We start from the raw sequence: 20168 nt of genomic DNA on the forward strand, positions 1-20168 counted from the left end.
AGGATTGAAGTTTGAAATACCTGAAAAAAAAGAAAAGAAAACAAAAATATCATTTACTCTAAATCCAACCACATTGCCTGATAAAGAAGAGAACAGGCCTAATAAGATACAAAAAAGAAATCGGCAAAAAGCGGTTGAAGAATTGACAGTAAAATTGTCTAAACAAGAAAAAAAACAGAATAAAAAAATGAAAAAAAATCTAAAGAAAATTTTAGATATACATCCTATTAGTGCATGGGGTGAATCGAAAGAAGAAAGCTTTGTCAAATATTCTGGTGGTTTTTTTGAAGTAGTAAAAATGCGTGGACATAATCTGTTTGGCATGAAACAAAATGAGTTCAAGCAAATCATGAGTAGCTATGGAGCGTTATCTAGCCTATATGAACCACCATTTAAAATATTATCAATTCATTCCCCGGTGAATACAATATCTCAACAAAACTACTACAAAAATATGTACCAAAAAACAACTGATCCTGTTCAACGCTCTGTATTAGAAACTAAATATGCAGAGTTGTCTTTTATTGGTAAATATCGACAAATGGAAGAATACTTTGTATTTATTTATGGGTACGATGAAGAAAAGCTAAGAGAAAACATTAGTGATTTTTACAAATGCTGTGGCCTCTTGGTTATGGAAAAGTTAACAAGAGAAGAAAAGATTCAATTGCTCTTTAGAATGAACAATCCAACATTAAAGCTTGCCCCTAATCCACCTAGAGGATTTAAAGTGAAATCTAAGAAAATATTAGAAGACCATATTAATGTTGAAATGATGGTTCGCATTCAACCACAAGGGAATTTAAAATTCAGAGAAACAGCTGTACAAACAGGTGCTGGTTGGTCTACTTGTCTACATACTTACCGATTACAAAGTGATCCTGATTATTTGTGGCTTCACCCTTTTACAAAAATTAAGGATAAGCTTTTGACGATTGATGTAGCAACACAAGAAGACGAAAACTTGCATAATGATATTGCTGCTTCTTTACGTGAACTTGACGACAAGAGACACAATCATAAGGACGCAACTGTAAAAGAAATTGCAAATGATGATTACTATGCTTTGCTGAAGCTGTCAAAAAACATTCGCAAAAAAAGAGATATATTGAAGTTTATTATTGTTCGGTTATATCTTTATGCAGATACATTGGACGCTTTGGAGAAGCGTGTAATTGAAACGAAAAAGAAATTAGAGCGTGAGGAGTTTGGCGTTGCAAACTTAACAATCGAACAAAGAGAAGAGTGGCTGTCCTTGTTTCTTGATTACTATTCTCAGGAAATGTTGCCAAATAGACGGACAGGACTAGACGTATCCAGTACAGTGTTCGGAGCAAGTTATCCAGCAAACCAAGTGTATAAAATGGATGCAAGAGGACAATACATTGGGATTTCTAATACTGGTGGCCAAATGATGCTAGACTTTTTCGAGTTAGATTCGAGTCGTACATTTTATAATATTTTACTTACTGGATTAATGGGTTATGGGAAAACAACGCTCATGAAAAAAATAATGAGAGATCTTGCTGGCCGAAACGGAATGATACGAGGCTTTGATAAGAGTGGTGAGTTTACAAAATTAATCCTTGCTTTAGGAGGAAGTATATTACGTTTGGACGGTCAGGATGGCCGACTAAATATTTTTGAGGTGTTTGCATTGGCAATCAATGACCGAACGCTTGAAGTCGATCAAAAGGCTTGTATGACTTTCCACCAATCAAAATTGGCAACATGGTATTCCATTCTTAAACCTGAAGCACCGACTGCTGAATTAGATATTTTTGATAACCTTGTTGATGACTTGTATGTTTTGTTCAAATTTAAGGATAGTTCTGGTGATGTAAGTCAAGTTACGGGTCTTAGTCCAGACAAATACCCAATCTTGACTGATTTGATTTCTCTCATTGAAGAAGAAATGAAAGAAGCTAAGAACTTCTATGGAGAACATCTTTTTAACATTCATACAACACTGACGAAATTAATTAAAACAACAAACGATATGTTTAATGGGCCAACGACTGTTCCAGATCTTTCCAATCAACAGATTTTATTTTTTAACATTGACGGGTTAAGCAGCTTTGACCAACGCTACGTTAATGCTCAATTGTTCAATGCTTTTAATCTTTTTCAGAGTACAATGTTTATTAATGGTCGTGTTGAAACTAAAAAGTATCATGCCAATGAAATAACATTTGAAGAAATTAGGCGGAGTATGTTCTTTATGGCTGAAGCACATAATTTGTTAAATCAAAGCAACCCACGAATGGTAAGTTACTTTAATACATTCGCTCGTGAAGCTAGAAAACGATATGCTGGTTTATGTTTGGATACACAAAGTATTCGATCGTTGGTATCCAGAAACAAAGATGAAGACGGTGACCTGGATGATATTTACGACTTTATGCAGTATCGCTTCTTCTTTAGACCTGGAGACAAAGAGTTGAGAAATTTGAGTGAAGAAAATGGCGGAGACTTAACTGAAAATCAAGCACAAACGGTAGGTCGCTTTAAACCACATCAAACATTACTAAAAATTAATTCGGAGGAAGCATATGAAATGACCGTTTATGCTTCGTCTGAAGAACTGGAGCTATTTGACGGTGGCGGCCGCAAACAAGAAGCTTCTTAAAGCGGGGTGGTGCATTCATGAAAGAATACTTAAAACGTCGATTGAAGAAAAAAATAATTGTCTTTGTTCTATCTAACCTGTTGTGGGTGTTGGGAATGGCCGTTGTCATTGTTGTTATGTCTAGTATGTTTATGGCTTTTCAATCCTCAGAAGAATCGGTATCAAGTGGTGTAGTTTCAGGAAATAAAAATCTTGCCCCAGAAGTGTTAGCACACAAATCTACAGTTGAAAAATATGCAAGTGAGAAAGGAATCTCTTCGGAGGTTCCTTTCTTATTAGCTATTATGATGGTTGAATCAGGTGGGAAAGGCCTAGATCCAATGCAGAGTAGTGAGAGTGCAGGTTTAGATCCAAATGGTATAAGCGGACCAGAGTTATCGATTAAACAAGGTGTTGCTCATTATTATCAAACACTACAGAATGCAAAAAAAGCTGGAATGGCAGACGATAAAAAAGCAATTGTACAAGGATACAATTACGGTAGCTACTATCCCTTATGGTTACAACAAAATGCAAAAAGACACTCGGTCGATGTTGCAGAAATGTATTCTCGTGACTACATGGCACCAATTCAAAGAGCGAATGGATTTCCTTCAGCTGGAACAAAATACAATTATGTAAATGCCGTTTCTCAAAAAGATGGACGGACTTATTTGTACCGTGATAGTGGGAATTTTTTCTATGCAGAACTTTGTTTTCAATATATTGCTGAAGGAAGTGAAGGAACCGATGCAACGGGAGATCTACAAGCAGGAATGGATGGTTTTGTAGTTCCATTGAAAAATTACACCATTAGTTCACCGTTTGGTTATCGAATTCTTAATGGTGCTCCTGACCTTCACAGAGGGTTAGATATGGCAGCCAATGAGGGGGAACCTATTTATGCAAGTAAAGCAGGAACGGTCACCATTTCAACAACGCATAAATCTTGGGGAAACTACATTGTAATACAACATGAAGGTGGTGCGGTCACTCTGTATGCTCACCAATCTCGATTGGTAGCAACTGTAGGACGGCAAGTGAAGCAAGGAGAATTAATAGGGTACGTTGGAAATACAGGTGACAGTTTTGGGGCGCACTTGCACCTTGAAATGTGTAAAAATAGTAGTTTGAGTTCTGACATGTTAATTGATCCACAACCAATTTTGTTTGGTAAAAACTGAAAATAGAGTCGTTCATAAAAAAGAAAGAAGGAATGTTAAATGAGTGATAGTGAGAAAAAAGAAGAGAAAAAAATGGCTCCCTCTCCAATTATTTTGTTGCTCTTTTTCTTAGGCGGAGTCCTCTTTATGTTTATTGTGACTCTTTTTAACCAGGAGGAAAAAGAGAAGTCTCAATCAGTAGACGTGGAGGTGCTGGATCAATCAGCTGAGAAAGAAAACTCAGCAGAAAATCTAGAGTCCTTAAAAAAGGAATGGGGTAAGCAGTCTAAACTATTAGAAGGTTACGAAGAGAGGGAGTTTCAATCGGTTAATTTGTTAAAGACATCTAAAGAATTTGTTGAAGGCTATTACACAAATTCAACCGATAAAATGAAAGAAAATATGAAGATGCTGCAACCAATTATGACAGATAAGGCTATTGACAACTTAATACCATTCAATATAAAGGATAAGTCTATTGAACAAGTAGTAACCCGTTTAGAAAGATACACAACCTATGTTCATAGTGAGAAGAATGTGAACACAGCGCAAACAATTACATTGGGAACAGTTTCAACTAGAGTGAATGGAAATGCCAGCTATGAAAACAATTATGTTATTAGGCTTACCCTAGTATCAGACAAAAAAAATTCTTGGAAAGTGGATCACTTAGAAGAATCAGTTATACTTCACGATATTCCAAGTGAATTTTTTTTAGGTGAATAAACATGGAGAGTGGAAGAAATCAAAATTGGTTAGATCGTCTTCGTGATCGTTGGGAAGCAATGGAGACAAAACGTAGGAGACACCAATCAATTTGGTACATTGTCTATTTTGTAGTGGTCGTTTTGACTTACACAACAATGATTTCATACGGTGTATTCGTTGAGTCAGGTTCTGATATAAGGTCAACGAAGGTGGGCAGCAAGGTAATCATAGGTGGGGTTCAATATGAATTTATCGAAAAAAAAGTAGACAAAGAAAAAAGGACAGCTGTTTTTACTCTTGCAAATCCTGAACCTTCACTAAATGATTTATCAAAAGAACTTGTGCCAACAGTTGAATTTTTTAATGCAGAAAATGTTAAAGTCAAAATGGAAGTCATAACTGGAGACAAAGGATACTACACTCTGTACATGAGTTCCTTGCCAGAAAAATGGGAAGCCTTTCGGGTTTCTTTACAATTTGCTAAAGAAGAAAAATCTGGAGGACAAGTTATAGTTGCAAGTAAAAAAGAACAAAACGTTAAAGTTGTAAAGCCAAGTAAGCAACTTGTTTTGTTGAATTCATTTGAGTATCAGATTAGTAAAAAGAAAAAATTAATCCAAGCTAACAATAAGGAAGTAAGAAAAAATGAACAGTCCATAGAGGTAAACAATAAAAATATTCAACAGTATGAAGATGAAAAAGAATTCCAAACGGAAGAAGAAGTTGTTCAAACGAACATTGCAATTGAACAAGTAAAAGCTGCTAATATAACCAATGAAGGAAATATTCAGCGCATAAAAAGTGAGAATCAGGAAATTGAAAAACAAATAAGTAAAATTCAAGAACGGATTGAAAAAGAAACAACTGAATAAAAGAATTATGTGTTGGAAGTCCGTTGGACTTGTGTTGGAACTATGTTGGAACTATGTTGCTAACACGTCGGTTCTGCACCGTCCTTGTACCCACTAAAATCACCCAGCACTGCTGGGTTACACACGTATGTGGGTACAGATTTCCCTTATGCTCTTTCTTAAAATTTCTCGTTCCGTTGCTTCGCAACTCCACGAGTAAATTTAGAAACTTTTTCAAACAAGTTGAAAGGAGGTCCGCCCCCCCGTGACTCGAATCGTAAAACCGTTTGACGAACTCCGCATTCGGCGTTTTCCTTATGACAAAAAAGTACGACTAATGAAAAAAGCAGGAGATAAATCGCTGAATCAATATCTGTATGAGCACCTAATAAAACTCGCTGACACTGAGGAAGTCGTAGACGTTCAGTATCGAATGGTCCAGATACAAAAGGAAACAAATGAAATCATGGAAGCAAACACCAAAGTGTTGATGGAGGTCAAAGAGTTGCTTCGTTATATCAATGGAGGAGATTAAATGGTAAAAATAAAACCTGAAGGGATTAAAAGGTCAGGGAAACATGTTGCGTTGGATTCCGAACAACTAGAGTACGTTCTACGATACTGGCAGGAAAACTCCTGTAGCGACTTTAGCGAGGCGTTAAGAAAAATAATCAACGAACACAAAACGCAAGGCGCAAACGCTCTTGTAGCTACTACGATTGCGGAAATGGCTGCCGAGTCCGTCGTCAGTTCACTGAAACGTACTTACTTGGACCCGTTACGAATTCGTACAGGGTATGCAGATAAGCAAACAAAAATTTTAATGGAAATGCTGAATCACGTTATTGTTAAAAATGGGTGGGATGATACCAACGTAGTGACAACAGATCACCACAAATCAAATGTTTATGCCATGTCAGAAGAAAAGATTGTCAAACAGATTGAGCATTTCAAACAACGAAAGGCATCAAAAGAAGTAGCAAAAGGAACGAATGACGAATGACAATCGCTGCTGGTATAGTTCAAAGAAATAAATTCATTAGTCCAGGTGACAAAAGATATAAAGCAGCCATCAATTATTTAGATAAGGACAAATCAAAACGTATCAATAATATGGATAAGTATTTTGCTTTTGAAAACGAAATACCAACCAATGAAGCCATTCGGATGACTGCTCTTTTCGACGGAAGGCAGGACGCTTTAGATCAGACTCGAAAAAAAGAATTAAAAGAATTGTTTAAAGTAGCACAGGCTAAGGAGAGCCCAATGTGGCAAACTGTCTACAGTTTTGACAATGAGTATCTAAAAGAATTGGGGCTATACCGAAAAGGCGAGCATCACTTCATTGATGAAGATGCTCTGAAGGAAGCTACTCGATGTGCAATGAATAAAATGATCATTGACATGGGCCTGGATCAATCGGCTGAGTGGGCTGGAGCTATTCATTATGATACAGATAATATCCATGTCCACGTAATGATGGTGACAACTGAACCTGAAGCAACCTTGAAAAAGATGACCTACAAAGAGAAAGAGGTATATAGAGCAAAGATTCCACCAGCGACTCAACGAGCGATGAAAAGTAAGTTTGGGAATCAAATTGCGAATCGAGATCCAACACTTTCGAGAATTTCTTTTTTGCTGAGACAGCAGCTTGTGAAGAATTCATTGGATCAAGGGTATTCAAAGAATCTACAAGTCATGAGAGGAATGAGTCAGTTGCTTAACACGTTACCTAAAGATCGTCGCTTATGGAAATACGGAAATCAAGCAATGATAAATTTTCGGCCGTTACTGGATAGCTTGTCTCAACAAATCATGGTAATGAATAATCCTGATAGTCTGAAGGAGTTGGACGAACTACTAACAGACCAATCCGACTTCTTTTTGAAAGCATATGGACAAGAAGCGATTCAATCTAATGGTGGCAAAACATACAAAGATAATCAATATGAAACACTATTTAAAAATATGGGAAATGCTTTGTTAAAAGAAATGTCTTCAATGGTAGCCCGTGAAGAATGGAAAGTGAAGAATCAATACACACCTGAAGACATTCAACGTTATGTTGAAAAATTAAGAGCACCAGCTGTAACAAAAAAGACGCTCAACCGAGTGAGTCAATTATTGGAAGAAACTAAGCAGGATTATTTGAATCAACTCTCCTATCGACGGGAAGAGTTTAGGAAAGAGCAGCAAAGGAAACGTGACTTAGAACAAAATTCAGGAAGGAGCTACTAATTACTAGTGGCTTCTTTCTTTTATTCAAGGAGGAGTAAAGAAATGGCAGCTGTAGAAAAGAAAACGGTAAAAATATTTAGCAAAGAAGAAATTAAAAAAGCTGAATCAGTGGATATTTACGAGTTTTTAGGAGCTCATGGCTCTGGAGAATTGAAGGGCGGTGGTCGGTATCCAAAGTATTATATCAAGGGTCATAAGTCAATTGTTGTTGACCGCAAAAAGAATTACTTCTATCACAATGGGCAGCACAAAGGGAATAACATTATTCGTCTATTGATGGATTACGAAGGATACAATTTCAGACAATCTGTTTCCTTTTTACTTGGTGAGGAGTTTGAGCAGCACCAGGGATATGATGAAGAAGCAGAAGAGCAAGAAGAATTTAAGTATCCTTACAAACATGAAAAGACGACAGAACGTGTCAAAAAATATCTAGTAGACGAGCGTGGCATTGATCGTGAAATTGTAGATTACTTGATAGAAAATGGTTATGTTTATCAAGATAAGCAATACAAAAGTGTTGTTTTTGCTTGGAGAGAGAATGGATTAGCAAATGGGGAAATCGTCGGCGCTACGTCGCAAGGAACAATTATAGACCACGAAAGATATGGGAAACGCGGCACGGCCAAATTTATTGCAAAAAATTCAAAACGGAATTACGGGTTTAACATTACACTTGGAAATCCTGAAGCATATTATTTTTTTGAATCAAGTATTGATTTATTATCCTTCTGGTCGACGCATAAGGAGTTAACAAATTGCCGTTTAATGAGCATGGAAGGCTTAAAGAAAAATTCACTGATTCAGTATATTCAGGAAACGTATCAGAATTTTAACCAGTTGCCAAAAGACGGGATCTTCTATGGTGTAGACAACGATTCTGCTGGTCACCGATTATACGATTATGCCTATCACTATCTAAATATCGCTAAAAAAAAAGCTGGAAAGGCAACGCCAAATGTCAATATGATTCCTTTTAACAATCAAATTTCTAAAGAACATTTTGACTTGTATCAAGAATTGTCACAAGAGTTTCCAGAAGCAACGTGGGAAATGTTAGCTACTATTCATAAAGTTGAAACGAATATGTCGAACGACAACAAAATTGCGAATGAGTATGATATTCAAAGTGCATTAGCTATTTCAGACAAGAGTGAAGAGAAAATCGGACCAATTGATGTAAGAGCTGCATTGACCAAAATAGCTGCTACAATACAAGAAAAGCATTTAACACCTGAAACATTAATTCGACTATATCCTGACGAGAAGTGGAATAGCACTGACCAATTATTTGTTAATCACAAGTTTGAAAGAGTATATGCTCTTTATTCTGAGAAGAATTACGAAGTGGTTGAAACTGTTCAAAATGATTGGAACGATTATGTGAAGTCTGAACGGGCGAAAGGATTAATTACTGAGAAAGTTCCGCTTGCAGCCAAGCAACTAGAACCTGATTTTGTTTATGGACAAAAGAAAGAAGAGTTCACGTATTACATTCAAGATTCGGATTCAAAAATGAAGATTAAGGAACAACTCGTTGATCGCTTTGGCATTCACCCGTCTATCGTGGGTGCGTTAGTACAAAAAGGCATGATTCGTCAAGATGTGAATGATCGAATTATCTATTTATGGAATCAGTCAGGAACTGTTGTCGGTGGTCAAATAAGAGGAACTTTCCAGGATAAAAAAGCTTTTGGCCGTGTGGGTTATGAACAAAAGATCATGGACCTGTCACTAGAAGGTTATGGATTTAATATTACATTAGGCAAGCCCAATAAAATCACATTCTTTCAAACGCCAGAGGACTTGCTTAGTTATTGGTCGCTAAATGTAGATCAATTGAAGGATACAATCCTCTTTTCGTTGTCAGACGCCAATCCAGAATATGTCGCAAACAATATTAATATAAAATTAGCTTCAGGAGCTAAGATTGAAAAAATTGAAATGTGTGTTGGGAACAATCAAAGTGGAATGCAATTACTCGATGATGTCTCTCAGCTGGAGGATTTTAATTTAGAAAACAGAACGTTGAAAACGGATCAAGGGGAAGAAATAAAAGTTACTTCATTGCGTCCGAAGATTGGGGTCAACTGGTTAGCAGAGTTAGCCGCAAAAAGAGAAAGAGTCGCACGGTTAGAAGAATATAGACACTTGGAAAGTCAACGAGAAAATCAATATCAACGAACGCAGCAACAACAAAACTTATCAAGATAAAAAAGAAAATGGAGGGTTATTATGTTAAACAATTCAATTGTGGTTGGACGTCTTGTGAGAGATCCAAATTGTGGTCAAACTAAGAAGGGTGTGAAGTATGCAACATTCTCAATTGTACATGAACGAGACAATGTGGGCGCTGACGGAAAAAAGAAGACAGATCTCATTCCTTGCGTTGCCTGGAGAGAGACAGCTGTTAAGGTTGAGAGAGAATTAAAAAAAGGCATGTTGATTGATGTCACAGGTGTTCTTCAGTCTCGAAGCTATATGAAACAAGGACAAAAAGTTTTCGTTGTAGAAGTTATCGTTGAGAGTTTTCACGGATTAGAATCCAAATCCGTAATCAATCGACGAATGGCAGGTACTAATACTACTAGCAACAAGCCAATAAATACTACTAATACTTGGAACAAAGAAGAAACAGATTCACTCTATCAAGAAAATGGTTCTTATGATCCGTATGGAACAAATGATTATATGGAAATTACGGATGACGATGTTCCATTCTGATCGAACTGAAGGGAGAGACATATGAGGCGATTCAAAAAGATTAACCAGCTGTTGTTTTTAGCAGCTGGTTTATTCATTTTATCAGGATGTATGATTGATCCACATGAAATTAAAAAGCAAACAGATCAACTAGAAGATAAGCTTAACGGTATGACGAACAGTGCTGAAGCAAATTCATTTCCGATCCTTAAAAAAATCCCTGTTCAATTGGCTCGTTCTATTGATGGAGACACAAGCGACTTTCTTTTAAACGGTGAAACGATACGAGTCCGCTATCTTCTTATTGATACACCAGAAACGGTTCAACCAGGTGTTTCGGTTCAACCTTTTGGTAAAGAGGCTAGTGACCGAACAAAAGGACTTTTAGAAAATGCTTCAGTAATTGAAATAATGTTTGATCGAGGGGATCAAAAAGAAAAGACAATTGATAGGAAACCACGCACGCTGGTCTATGTATTTGTTGATGGCAAATTAGTACAGGACATTTTAGTTCGGGAAGGGTTGGCTCGTATCGCTTATGTAAGTGAATCGAACACAACATATTTAGAACAGTTAACAGCTAGTGAGAACATCGCCAGAAGTCAAGGTGTTGGCATTTGGAGTTTGAAAGGATATGTGACGGAAAGAGGGTTTAACTAGATGCTGAAAGAAATCACAATGCAGTTTTCTATTTTATTTGTAGTAGTAGTCTTCACTGCTATTTCTCTTTTCTTATTCCATTTAAGCACAATAAGAGAAAGTAAGGTTATTATTATTACGTTTGGACTATTAATGTACGGAGCACTGTTAGTTTTATCACTATATTATTATTTTACGTTATTTAGACAGTGAATTATTGAAATGGTGGATTTAACAGGAAAGCATAACATAGAAAAGAAAGAAGGAATAGAGATGAAAGTGATACCATCAAATGTAATAGAAATTGATTTTGAAGTTGACTTAGGAATTGATACATGGATACAAGGGTTAGGTATTATTATGGACACTATGGGTGAGGAAAATGTAGAGATTGAAATAGGGGGAAGAATGATACCTAGCTATTTTGCTACTCGTTACACCTTTGAGGGAACAGTTAAAAACTATAAAAAAGCAAAAATAACTGGCAAATCGAAAGTAGGAACAGCCATTTATTTATTGTCTGAATTGCACCAACTTCTTTTGGAAGATTTTAGAAAGGACGATTGCAGATCCTTGAAATGGTATCCATTATTTGATCAAGATGATGAAATTGACAAAAGTGGAAATTTAGTAAAAATAACTTCAAAAATTGTAGAGAATTCTTTAATTATAAAAGAATTAAGTGGGTTGACAGTCGGTGATTTAATCACACCTATTGAAGATGAAAGGATACCTGAATTACTATCTAGTCACTGGCATGAAATAACTAAAGTTGATGTGGAAAAAGGAAGAGTGTACTTCAAAAGATATTCTGAAGATTCTTCTTTTTTTGCAAGACTTTTCTATAAGTGGTCTCCCGAAGAATCCAGTGTGTCAATTGATAGAATTTTGTTTAGAAATAATGAAAAAGAGAGTAGAGATAACGTCCAAGTGAATAATAATTTGGAAAGAGGTTAAAAATCAAGATGAATAGCATAACTTTTAAAGTCTATGGTTGGCAAAGGCAAATTCATTTAAGTAACATTGTTGAAGCAGAGATCAGAGCGGATCTTCTAAAAGAGGTTAGCTATTTGTATGTGACAAAACTAGTATCATTGGGTGACGAGATAGAAGCTATGTCCTTTAGTGTGCAAGTGGGAAGTGAACAGGATGTTGCCATATACTATCAAGGAAAGGACCTTGAAGAGGACAGAGAGTTTCTAGAAACATGTTTTCAATGTGGCAAAGTAAATGTTGATTGGAGCGTACATGGTGTAACTTGCGAAGATTGTATTGAAAGACATATCGACGAATATATTACACAATCGAATACTAATTAAGGCCTTCAACGGGCCTTTTTTTTTGCAATTAAATGAGGAGATATTGTTAGAAACTAAAAAACAATCTTAACGTTGGTAAGTTAAAATTGCCTTTTAATTAAAAATGTCGAAATACGGGTTTGTCAAAAGTATTATAAAGCTGGAGTGATTATTGGATCTTCAGTACGGACATTTTTTGTCTATTTTTAAAAACCAAATTATTCTCGAACTTTTGAACCTCTTCTTGTTTCTTTCTTAAAAACGCATCGGAAACAGAAAGTGGAAAGCAACCCTCTCGTTCCAACAAAATATTTTCAATAATAAAATTTTTTTTAGTGAAGAAAGTAAATCTTTCCTGGTCTTTTTCTCTAAAAAAAATATCTTTAGCTTTTCTTGCTGCCCGTAGTAAATAATACAAGGTTAGTGTTTTTTCATTTAATAAGTCTTCAGTACTTCGAGACATTAGCTCAAAGATCAAATGTTCATTTTCCCTAATCATAGGGATTTCATAAATCATTTGAGTTTGTCTTTCACTGTTAAAACAGATTTCTTCTGAAGAAAAAGTAAGATCACAATATGGACAATGAAGTGATTTGTCCAGGTAAGTACCACAATATTTACATGTTGCATTATCCATGTTGTTCCGCTCCTTTAAAATGATAGTACACTGTATATATTACACAAAAAGGCAATAAAAAACAGTCTTTTACTTAGAAATGGTGTCTTTTTATTAAAATCACCAGGGTTACAGTAGAAAATATGATAATTGTTGTCTGCTGAAATGACGACGATTGATTGGGAAAGTGACAAACAAATAATAATAGAATCAATACAAGTGTAAACTGAACAAATTTTTTCAATAGAAATAATAGGCATTTAAAAATCGGCTGAAGAGATAATAGGATCATGTGGGAGTTACCTCAACAGTAATTGATTTTAGAAATAAGGCAACCTCGTATTCTCCAATGGGATCTAGTGGGATCAATTTATTATTTTGATCACGACCAACAAGCAAAAAATTATCAGAGTCTATTATTTCGACTTTGTTATCCCAATGGACTTTAAGAGAGCAGGTGTTATGTTCATTTAAGCTGTAGACAATCGAGATATTTTTAGATAAATCAACACCAAGAAAATTATGAGTATCGAGTAAAATAGAAATTGTTTCGATTGTAAATGCTGGAATTACGTCATAATACTTAATTTTAAAATAATTGTTGTTGAGTGAGTAATGAATAAATTTTGGTTGAATCATAAGAAACCCTCCTGAATTGTGCTTGAATGGACTTACTTCAAACATGTTTTTTTATTTTTTTGATTGATTGACCAGTAAATACCATTGATTGAGCGATTTGCAAGGGCGTACAGCTGCACCAATTTTAATTGGATGCAGGTGTAGGTGTATCTTCCCTTGCGAATGTAAGCGAGATCTATGGTATAGGCAACGAAGTTGCCGAGAGGGTCGAGCAAAAAAATAAAACTGTTTGGGGTTTGACCTAAAAGGGGCCCTGGTCGGCGTAGCCGAGTGGGGTGGCAGACGACGCACGTCGGCAGCCATTACAAAAAGAGCGGTCGTCTGAGGTAGTCAGACGATGCGAAGAATCAATATAGCGAAGCGTCAAGGGAAGAGAAAGAAGGGCGAAGCGGGTCCGATTGAACGACCGTATATTGATTGTTAGCAAGCGGCAGCATGAGCCCCTGGGCGAATGCTAACCACGAAGTGGTGGTCTTTTCGACGAGCGGAACGCACGGCGAATCTTCAATAAAAGCGTGCTGTCTAGCACGCTCAAACCTGATTGTTAACGACCTGAAGGGAGTAATCGGGTTTTATCCTTTAAGAAAATCTTTGCAAGAGCAAAGATTTTCTAGCCTTTTATTTATTGATTTAATGCGGTTGTATCGCCTAAGATGGAAAAATGTTCATTCATAAACTCTTGGGCTTCTGGTTTGTTTTTGATATCTTCACTTGTAGGTATCCAACCGTAATGTTGGCCACATACAAAATTTAATTTTTCAAGCAATTCTAAATCTTTGAACCAAATGTGCATAGTACCTTTGGCAAATAACTTAAATCTCATGAAATCGTTCTCGAAATGGTTGTATTCTATCATGGTAAACTCTGTAGGTACTTTTGGATCAAGTAGTTTGAACATTTTCAATAGGTCGTTTATATAATCTTTTGTTGAGTAGTTCAAGTCCTCAAATGATTCGGTTTTTTTGAAAGAATTTAAATAGTAGAACCTCCCAAATGCATATGACGGAATAATGACTTTTTTATTTATTTTGTGTGCTTTGTTGGTTTTCCATCCGTTGTAGTAATGAATGTTTTTACTACCTGAGTTCATGTGGTAATTGGTTATTTTTTCAAACCACTCTAAGCAACTTTCTAAAATGATTTCATGACCATTGTTCATAAGAGCAGTTAAGAGAAGTATAATATTCTCTTCGGTTACTTCTAATTTCCTAGCAGCTGCTATTTTTTCGTTCATGAGAGAAGAGCCATGAGAAGTCAATTGATTCTTAAATTCTTGTGTTTGTAAAATTTGTTCCCAATAATTTTTACGTAAAATCATTATTTCATTGTTGATGTTTGACTCATAACTATAACTTACTGGTGTGTGGTAATAGAAAGTATTTCTACTTGTCACTTCCTTTATTTTTGATTTAATCTTAGACTCAAAAGCTTCTCTAACATGTTTAGCCTTGTAGAAATTTTTTATCACGTGTACATGTTGGTGATAAGCGGAAACAAGATAACGAATTTCTTTCATTCGGTTCTGAACTTCTTTGTCGGCTATAAGGGTACTTAACCCTGTTTCTAATTTGTCAGATTTTCCGTATCTAGGGTTGTAACTTGTTTGTAGGATATCTAACATTTCGGTTTTTTTAGAATCAATAACTAGTGAAATAACGGCATATGTTTTGCCATCATCGTACAAGTTTTCATAGTAGTCTATTTCAGGATTGTGTTTATCAAGCATTTTTAACGTTCCATTGTTTGAGGCAAGAGCTTCCGTAGAAATAACAGAAGAAATGAAACACGCGTGTTCTACTTGTGTTGAAGCTAAAAGAATAGCTTTCATTAAATATTGCACTTGTTGTTCAATTGGTGGAACCATAATGATGGTATTAAATTCTAAGTAAGTTTCAAGGGATAGAAAATCATAAGCGATAATATCAAAATTTTTAGATTTTATCTCTTTGAGGGAGTCTTCTTCATTAGAAACGATAGAAAAAGAATGACTGCTGTTTCTACCATTCAATTCATTTATTTCCTCAATCACTGGAAGTGATTGAGGGTTAACAATTAAGTTGTTGTGTGCCGAGTACTTAGGCATATTTTTACATAGTAATTTTTCTACTTTCAATTCTTTAGCAATTTGAGTTATATTCATGTTCATTCCTTCTTTCTTTTATTAAGAAATTCTTATTAATCCGCCGCCACTTGCTTGAATAGCGATAGTTCCGTATTCAGAACAATGAGGGTCTGAAATATTGTTACAGTAAACGAAGGCGGTATTGTTTTTAAGGTCTTCGTGATCGTCTGGCCACTCTTCTGAGTGGTTGGAAACATACATAAAATCATAGAGAAGACCAAATTCAGTGTTTGTTTTTACCACGTGATAGACCAAAGCGCTATATTCTTGTTGGAATGATTCTATCAGTGTTTTCATTTCTTCAGTGACATGGTACAGAACACCTATCACTCTTTTATTTTGATTGACATTTAAAAGACTGCGTTCAGTGTAGAAAACGATAGAATCGTCTTCAAATTGACGAATAACATCAGAATGTAAATCGAAGTAGTTCAATCGCTTAACAGCCTCTACTTTTTTTTCTTCAATTGGAATCATAAAAAATCCTCCTTTTTATGCCTGAAGTAACTTACTTCAAACATGTTTTTATTTTTTTGGTTGATTGACCAGTAAATACCATTGATTGAGCGATTTGCAAGGGCGTACAGCTGCACCAATTTTAATTGGATGCAGGTGTAGGTGTATCTTCCCTTGCGAATGTAAGCGAGATCTATGGTATAGGCAACGAAGTTGCCGAGAGGGTCGAGCAAAAAAATAAAACTGTTTGGGGTTTGACCTAAAAGGGGCCCTGGTCGGCGTAGCCGAGTGGGGTGGCAGACGACGCACGTCGGCAGCCATTACAAAAAGAGCGGTCGTCTGAGGTAGTCAGACGATGCGAAGAATCAATATAGCGAAGCGTCAAGGGAAGAGAAAGAAGGGCGAAGCGGGTCCGATTGAACGACCGTATATTGATTGTTGGCAAGCGGCAGCATGAGCCCTTGGGCGAATGCTAACCACGAAGTGGTGGTCTTTTCGACGAGCGGAACGCACGGCGAATCTTCAATAAAAGCGTGCTGTCTAGCACGCTCAAACCCGATTGTTAACGACCTGAAGGGAGTAATCGGGTTTTATCCTTAAAGCGGTCGTTTCTTTGCCTAAGCAAAGGAATGACCGCTTTTTTTAACAATCTTGCATAATTTCAACTGTGTAATAATCTAATCCTTTTTTGTACAATATATTTATAATCTCCCACGTATTTTCTGACGTAGGCTGTTCTACATATTCTTGGATTTCTGGAACACTTTTTAAGTATGTGGTATCGAACAAAAGAAGACAGGATATATCATAATTTTTCTCGGCGTCATATTTGATAAACCATTGTTTACTAAAATGTTTGTGTTGTTCAGAGAGGAATTCATAGCAAAAGTGTTCAGCTATTTCATTGAACTCTTGTAGTTCGTCTTCAAGCGGTTCAAATGTATTAGATGTTATAATTTCTACGTCATACTCACCGTCATTACCGTAATGGATTTTTTTTACATAATTCATTTCATAGTACAGCTCGTTTTCTTCCCCGCTACTTCGATAGACAAAAATTTGCAGTTCATGCGTCTTGTTACTCACGCTTGCAATATCCTCTCCAATAGAATGATGAGTTAGTGACCAGTCGTTTTTTATTCCTCTCTCAATTCCAAAATCTTCAAAAGTTAGAGGTATTTCCATTTTGATTCATCCTTTCGATTTCTTATAACTATTTTTTAAAGTCAAAGACACATTATTTCAACTCCATCCGATACTGTCATAATTAAGACCAATCTCCCCTCCAGCTATTAGCCCCCACTCATCGTAAATTTCAACATAGAGAGATTCTACATTCAGAGTTTTTAGAATGTTTTTTCTTCTCCTTTTTAATAAATTGATTGCTTTGTCAGGGTTATAAGCGTTGTCGTACGGTTCACAGATAATGTGGGCAGTGTTTTTTTTAGTATTTTCTACATAAATTGACTTTAAAATGTTATTTTTTGTTGGCTTTCCTTTCATGTAAGTGAAAAGAGTTTTTTCTAAATAAGGCATATTAATGTACCTCCTGTTTATGTGATAATGTAGATTTTTGACTACCTGTTTGTACATTCAATTAAAATTCGCTCTCTCTCGCCTTTCTAATTGTTCTTTTAATTGGTTGCGCCGTTCTCTATTAATATCGTCCTCCGCAAACTGTATGAAAAATTGAACGTCTTCCAAACAAGAGAAACCACGAGTAAATTTATCAATCAGTGTGTCTAAATTTTTTTTGTCGGAAACGACTTCTTCTATATCTTCTACTTGAATGCGGTAAAGCGTTTGTTCTTCTTTGGCTTTGATGGTGTTGAGTAATTCAATCATGTGGTAATAGTAGTTAGGGATGTTTTCAGCTAAATTATTAGCATGGGCTATCAGTTCTTTCAATGGGATTGCTGAAATGTTTGATAGTAAGATAGTGTCAAAGGTTTCGTCTGAATCGATGCAGTAAAGTTCAATTGTGACATGAGTAGTTGTTGCTATAATTCGTAACTCCCAACCATTTTCAAGCAATACTTCTAATTTGTTTTCCATATTATTGCTTCCCTTCTTCTTGTTTAATACAAAAAAAATTTCGTTCCGCAAATGCGTTTTTAAAAAATTCGATTAACTCGTCCGTATCCATGCTACAAAGCATTTCTGTCGGTAGTTCAACGTCAAATTGAGTATGATGAACAAGGGTAGAATCAATATGTTCATATGTTCCAAAATACAAATAATATTTCGTGGAATCATTTGTGGTTCTGGTAAGTAAAAGTAACTCATGTGTTTCGTCATAAATTCTTAGTAGTGTTTGATGACGAGGGGCTAACTGGATAGCCCACTCGTTTTTAACTAGCATAAAAAATTCATCAGTAAAACCTAGTTCTACAATTCCTACAAGTATGTTTTCCATTTTTTTCTCTCCTATCTATTTAGTCCGTTTTTTTCGGTATTTTGAAAAAAAGCTAATGTTTCAATGTCCATGAGTTTAGCTCCTTTTTTACTGGAGTGATTTTCCCATGTGGCTTCTAATGCTTGATGTTGTGAGGGTTTAATACTGGTAAGCTTCACTTTCATATCCAAACAAAGCAATGCTTGAAAGAACCATTTTGGATTTTGTTCGTACAAATCTTTAAGCATGGAAAAGTAAGTATTTACTAAGTTCAATTGAACGTTCGCTTCCATCAATTCCTCGATGGTAGCAGAAAGGTGTTCCTCGTAGTGTTTTTTTGGTACTTTTGTTTCTTTGTATAAGTAAGTTAGGTCTTCCATTGCTTGTGCCATTTTAGGCTTTGTGAATTTAGAAAATTCGTCAAAATAAGTATTTGCCATGTTTGAAACTCCTTTGATTTTTATTTGATTGTTTTGAAGTGGTCTTCTACCACATTTAGAGGTAATGTTCTTCCGTTATCCCACCGAACATGAATCTGTCCTATATCGTCCACAAGTCTTATTGTTCCAAGGGTAAGTGGGGGAACTGGATAAGGGTCGCTCATTTCTATAAGCTGTACTCTAGTTCCAGTAGGGTATTGCTCTTTCAGTTTTGCAACGAGTGTGAAATCAATCATAAAATTCCTCCTAAGTAGTGCCTGAAGTACCTTACTTCAAACATGTTTTTATTTTTTTGGTTGATTGACCAGTAAATACCATCGATTGAGCGATTTGCAAGGGCGTACAGCTGCACCAATTTTAATTGGATGCAGGTGTAGGTGTATCTTCCCTTGCGAATGTAAGCGAAAGCTATGGTATAGGCAACGCAGTTGCCGAGAGGGTCGAGCAAAAAAATAAAACTGTTTGGGGTTTGACCTAAAAGGGGCCCTGGTCGGCGTAGCCGAGTGGGGTGGCAGTCGACGCACGTCGGCAGCCATTACAAAAAGAGCGGTCGTCTGAGGTAGTCAGACGATGCGAAGAATCAATATAGCGAAGCGTCAAAGGAAGAGAAAGAAGGGCGAAGCGATTCCGATTGAACGACTGTATATTGATTCTTCGCAAGCGACAGCATGAGCCTTTGGCGAATGCTAACCACGAAGTGGTGGTCTTTTTTTCTTTTCGAGACTAAAAGTAATTAGCAATAAACGACGGTTAACCGTTGACAACGACGGACAACCGTCGTATAATAGTGTTAGGAGGTGAAAAAAGGATGGATCAAGTGAAGTTAGAAGAAATGTGGAGCGACTTGGGGGATATTCCAATTGATGACAACGAATGTATTGAAGAAACGTTTGACGATTTTCCAGTAGGAACGCATCGAGAGGAAATTTGGCATTGGTTTGATGAACATTACAACGGTGGAGTGGTTAAATTATTCCATGTATCTCTATGAAGAAATGAGGGCTAAAATTGTTGAAAGAAGTGTTTTTAGAAGAGTTAGCAAAGATTGTAGCGTGTGTTGAAAATATACCAGACGGGAGCGATGTGGTAATTAAAAATCAATTCTATGATGTTGTTGTCGATTGGGATTTTTTTGATAGTAAGGATGGTTATTTTCTGAATTTAGCTGAAAGATTGGCTGAGGATGAAGAGGAGGTGGGAAATTTGGATGAAAAAAAAGCTTGTTCTGCTGGAACAGAACAAGACAGATAACAAAAAACCTCTAGAGTATGTTTGCTATCACGATTAAT

Annotated in this window: 25 protein-coding genes; 15 read left to right on the forward strand and 10 right to left on the reverse strand. The window is 36.2% G+C overall.

The window, feature by feature from the left end; translation table 11 throughout:
* Positions 1 to 4: 4 nt before the first annotated feature.
* The 13 genes from BCR26_RS02630 to BCR26_RS02690 all read left to right on the forward strand — a co-directional run bounded on the left by BCR26_RS02630 (position 5) and on the right by BCR26_RS02690 (position 12232).
* Complete coding sequence (locus BCR26_RS02630) at positions 5 to 2629, forward strand: ATP-binding protein (RefSeq protein WP_139124859.1); 2625 nt, start codon at positions 5 to 7, stop codon at positions 2627 to 2629.
* Positions 2630 to 2646: 17 nt separating this feature from the next.
* Positions 2647 to 3792: a lysozyme family protein gene (locus tag BCR26_RS02635; protein WP_069697419.1), complete on the forward strand. Its 1146-nt coding sequence runs from the start codon at positions 2647 to 2649 to the stop codon at positions 3790 to 3792.
* 39 nt (positions 3793 to 3831) lie between these two features.
* Positions 3832 to 4497, forward strand: a complete 666-nt coding sequence (locus tag BCR26_RS02640) for a hypothetical protein (RefSeq protein ID WP_069697420.1) — start codon at positions 3832 to 3834, stop codon at positions 4495 to 4497.
* A gap of 2 nt (positions 4498 to 4499) precedes the next feature.
* A complete protein-coding gene (locus BCR26_RS02645) occupies positions 4500 to 5351 on the forward strand; it encodes a hypothetical protein (RefSeq protein WP_069697421.1) in 852 nt (283 codons plus the stop codon).
* A 244-nt stretch (positions 5352 to 5595) separates the two neighbouring features.
* Entirely contained in the window at positions 5596 to 5865 is a 270-nt protein-coding gene (locus BCR26_RS02650; protein WP_069697422.1) for a hypothetical protein, read from the forward strand.
* Entirely contained in the window at positions 5866 to 6333 is a 468-nt protein-coding gene (locus BCR26_RS02655) for a hypothetical protein (RefSeq protein WP_084386993.1), read from the forward strand.
* Positions 6330 to 7571 (forward strand): MobP2 family relaxase, encoded by a 1242-nt coding sequence (mobP2, locus tag BCR26_RS02660; RefSeq protein WP_069697423.1) that lies wholly within the window; start codon positions 6330 to 6332, stop codon positions 7569 to 7571. Before BCR26_RS02655 ends, mobP2 begins: the two co-directional genes overlap by 4 nt.
* Positions 7572 to 7613: 42 nt before the next feature.
* On the forward strand, positions 7614 to 9785 hold the full coding sequence (locus BCR26_RS02665; RefSeq protein WP_069697424.1) for a DUF3991 domain-containing protein: 2172 nt from the start codon (positions 7614 to 7616) through the stop codon (positions 9783 to 9785).
* A gap of 21 nt (positions 9786 to 9806) precedes the next feature.
* A complete protein-coding gene (ssb, locus tag BCR26_RS02670) occupies positions 9807 to 10295 on the forward strand; it encodes a single-stranded DNA-binding protein (protein ID WP_069697425.1) in 489 nt (162 codons plus the stop codon).
* 21 nt (positions 10296 to 10316) lie between these two features.
* On the forward strand, positions 10317 to 10934 hold the full coding sequence (locus BCR26_RS02675) for a thermonuclease family protein (protein ID WP_069697426.1): 618 nt from the start codon (positions 10317 to 10319) through the stop codon (positions 10932 to 10934).
* On the forward strand, positions 10935 to 11126 hold the full coding sequence (locus BCR26_RS02680; RefSeq protein WP_069697427.1) for a hypothetical protein: 192 nt from the start codon (positions 10935 to 10937) through the stop codon (positions 11124 to 11126). It begins immediately after the preceding gene.
* Positions 11127 to 11135: 9 nt separating this feature from the next.
* Positions 11136 to 11870 (forward strand): hypothetical protein, encoded by a 735-nt coding sequence (locus BCR26_RS02685; protein WP_139124860.1) that lies wholly within the window; start codon positions 11136 to 11138, stop codon positions 11868 to 11870.
* Between the two features lie 8 nt (positions 11871 to 11878).
* On the forward strand, positions 11879 to 12232 hold the full coding sequence (locus BCR26_RS02690) for a hypothetical protein (protein WP_069697429.1): 354 nt from the start codon (positions 11879 to 11881) through the stop codon (positions 12230 to 12232).
* 148 nt (positions 12233 to 12380) lie between these two features.
* Here BCR26_RS02690 and BCR26_RS02695 read toward each other — a convergent pair whose 3' ends face one another.
* The 10 genes from BCR26_RS02695 to BCR26_RS02740 all read right to left on the reverse strand — a co-directional run bounded on the left by BCR26_RS02695 (position 12381) and on the right by BCR26_RS02740 (position 19115).
* Entirely contained in the window at positions 12381 to 12848 is a 468-nt protein-coding gene (locus BCR26_RS02695; RefSeq protein ID WP_084386994.1) for a hypothetical protein, read from the reverse strand.
* Between the two features lie 267 nt (positions 12849 to 13115).
* Positions 13116 to 13466, reverse strand: a complete 351-nt coding sequence (locus BCR26_RS02700) for a hypothetical protein (RefSeq protein ID WP_069697430.1) — start codon at positions 13464 to 13466, stop codon at positions 13116 to 13118.
* Positions 13467 to 14088: 622 nt separating this feature from the next.
* Positions 14089 to 15606 (reverse strand): DUF4942 domain-containing protein, encoded by a 1518-nt coding sequence (locus BCR26_RS02705; protein WP_069697431.1) that lies wholly within the window; start codon positions 15604 to 15606, stop codon positions 14089 to 14091.
* Positions 15607 to 15627: 21 nt separating this feature from the next.
* Positions 15628 to 16065, reverse strand: coding sequence for a hypothetical protein (locus tag BCR26_RS02710; protein ID WP_069697432.1), 438 nt, complete (start codon positions 16063 to 16065; stop codon positions 15628 to 15630).
* Positions 16066 to 16686: 621 nt separating this feature from the next.
* Positions 16687 to 17229, reverse strand: a complete 543-nt coding sequence (locus BCR26_RS02715; RefSeq protein WP_069697433.1) for a hypothetical protein — start codon at positions 17227 to 17229, stop codon at positions 16687 to 16689.
* A gap of 57 nt (positions 17230 to 17286) precedes the next feature.
* Complete coding sequence (locus BCR26_RS02720) at positions 17287 to 17580, reverse strand: hypothetical protein (RefSeq protein WP_069697434.1); 294 nt, start codon at positions 17578 to 17580, stop codon at positions 17287 to 17289.
* A 57-nt stretch (positions 17581 to 17637) separates the two neighbouring features.
* Positions 17638 to 18099 (reverse strand): hypothetical protein, encoded by a 462-nt coding sequence (locus BCR26_RS02725; protein ID WP_069697435.1) that lies wholly within the window; start codon positions 18097 to 18099, stop codon positions 17638 to 17640.
* A gap of 1 nt (position 18100) precedes the next feature.
* Positions 18101 to 18460: a hypothetical protein gene (locus BCR26_RS02730; RefSeq protein WP_069697436.1), complete on the reverse strand. Its 360-nt coding sequence runs from the start codon at positions 18458 to 18460 to the stop codon at positions 18101 to 18103.
* Between the two features lie 11 nt (positions 18461 to 18471).
* Positions 18472 to 18879, reverse strand: coding sequence for a hypothetical protein (locus tag BCR26_RS02735; RefSeq protein ID WP_069697437.1), 408 nt, complete (start codon positions 18877 to 18879; stop codon positions 18472 to 18474).
* A gap of 20 nt (positions 18880 to 18899) precedes the next feature.
* Complete coding sequence (locus BCR26_RS02740) at positions 18900 to 19115, reverse strand: DUF4314 domain-containing protein (protein WP_069697438.1); 216 nt, start codon at positions 19113 to 19115, stop codon at positions 18900 to 18902.
* Between the two features lie 572 nt (positions 19116 to 19687).
* Between BCR26_RS02740 and BCR26_RS02745 the strand changes: the two genes are divergently transcribed.
* Positions 19688 to 19870: a hypothetical protein gene (locus BCR26_RS02745; protein WP_069697439.1), complete on the forward strand. Its 183-nt coding sequence runs from the start codon at positions 19688 to 19690 to the stop codon at positions 19868 to 19870.
* A 17-nt stretch (positions 19871 to 19887) separates the two neighbouring features.
* Positions 19888 to 20130, forward strand: coding sequence for a hypothetical protein (locus tag BCR26_RS02750; protein WP_069697440.1), 243 nt, complete (start codon positions 19888 to 19890; stop codon positions 20128 to 20130).
* Positions 20131 to 20168 lie beyond the last annotated feature (38 nt).

It is taken from the genome of Enterococcus rivorum (genome assembly GCF_001742285.1).
Classification (GTDB): domain Bacteria; phylum Bacillota; class Bacilli; order Lactobacillales; family Enterococcaceae; genus Enterococcus_L; species Enterococcus_L rivorum.

Bases quoted from the DNA above. Each gene is read 5' to 3' on its own strand.
- BCR26_RS02745 (WP_069697439.1), top strand. From the start codon at position 19,688: ATGGATCAAGTGAAGTTAGAAGAAATGTGGAGCGACTTGGGGGATATT.
- BCR26_RS02665 (WP_069697424.1), top strand. From the start codon at position 7,614: ATGGCAGCTGTAGAAAAGAAAACGGTAAAAATATTTAGCAAAGAAGAA.
- mobP2 (WP_069697423.1), top strand. From the start codon at position 6,330: ATGACAATCGCTGCTGGTATAGTTCAAAGAAATAAATTCATTAGTCCA.
- BCR26_RS02690 (WP_069697429.1), top strand. From the start codon at position 11,879: ATGAATAGCATAACTTTTAAAGTCTATGGTTGGCAAAGGCAAATTCAT.
- BCR26_RS02735 (WP_069697437.1), bottom strand. From the start codon at position 18,879: ATGGCAAATACTTATTTTGACGAATTTTCTAAATTCACAAAGCCTAAA.
- BCR26_RS02710 (WP_069697432.1), bottom strand. From the start codon at position 16,065: ATGATTCCAATTGAAGAAAAAAAAGTAGAGGCTGTTAAGCGATTGAAC.
- BCR26_RS02740 (WP_069697438.1), bottom strand. From the start codon at position 19,115: ATGATTGATTTCACACTCGTTGCAAAACTGAAAGAGCAATACCCTACT.
- BCR26_RS02715 (WP_069697433.1), bottom strand. From the start codon at position 17,229: ATGGAAATACCTCTAACTTTTGAAGATTTTGGAATTGAGAGAGGAATA.
- BCR26_RS02645 (WP_069697421.1), top strand. From the start codon at position 4,500: ATGGAGAGTGGAAGAAATCAAAATTGGTTAGATCGTCTTCGTGATCGT.
- BCR26_RS02725 (WP_069697435.1), bottom strand. From the start codon at position 18,099: ATGGAAAACAAATTAGAAGTATTGCTTGAAAATGGTTGGGAGTTACGA.
- BCR26_RS02730 (WP_069697436.1), bottom strand. From the start codon at position 18,460: ATGGAAAACATACTTGTAGGAATTGTAGAACTAGGTTTTACTGATGAA.
- BCR26_RS02655 (WP_084386993.1), top strand. From the start codon at position 5,866: ATGGTAAAAATAAAACCTGAAGGGATTAAAAGGTCAGGGAAACATGTT.
- BCR26_RS02640 (WP_069697420.1), top strand. From the start codon at position 3,832: ATGAGTGATAGTGAGAAAAAAGAAGAGAAAAAAATGGCTCCCTCTCCA.
- BCR26_RS02680 (WP_069697427.1), top strand. From the start codon at position 10,935: ATGCTGAAAGAAATCACAATGCAGTTTTCTATTTTATTTGTAGTAGTA.
- BCR26_RS02635 (WP_069697419.1), top strand. From the start codon at position 2,647: ATGAAAGAATACTTAAAACGTCGATTGAAGAAAAAAATAATTGTCTTT.
- ssb (WP_069697425.1), top strand. From the start codon at position 9,807: ATGTTAAACAATTCAATTGTGGTTGGACGTCTTGTGAGAGATCCAAAT.
- BCR26_RS02720 (WP_069697434.1), bottom strand. From the start codon at position 17,580: ATGCCTTATTTAGAAAAAACTCTTTTCACTTACATGAAAGGAAAGCCA.
- BCR26_RS02695 (WP_084386994.1), bottom strand. From the start codon at position 12,848: ATGGATAATGCAACATGTAAATATTGTGGTACTTACCTGGACAAATCA.
- BCR26_RS02685 (WP_139124860.1), top strand. From the start codon at position 11,136: ATGGTGGATTTAACAGGAAAGCATAACATAGAAAAGAAAGAAGGAATA.
- BCR26_RS02705 (WP_069697431.1), bottom strand. From the start codon at position 15,606: ATGAATATAACTCAAATTGCTAAAGAATTGAAAGTAGAAAAATTACTA.
- BCR26_RS02700 (WP_069697430.1), bottom strand. From the start codon at position 13,466: ATGATTCAACCAAAATTTATTCATTACTCACTCAACAACAATTATTTT.
- BCR26_RS02675 (WP_069697426.1), top strand. From the start codon at position 10,317: ATGAGGCGATTCAAAAAGATTAACCAGCTGTTGTTTTTAGCAGCTGGT.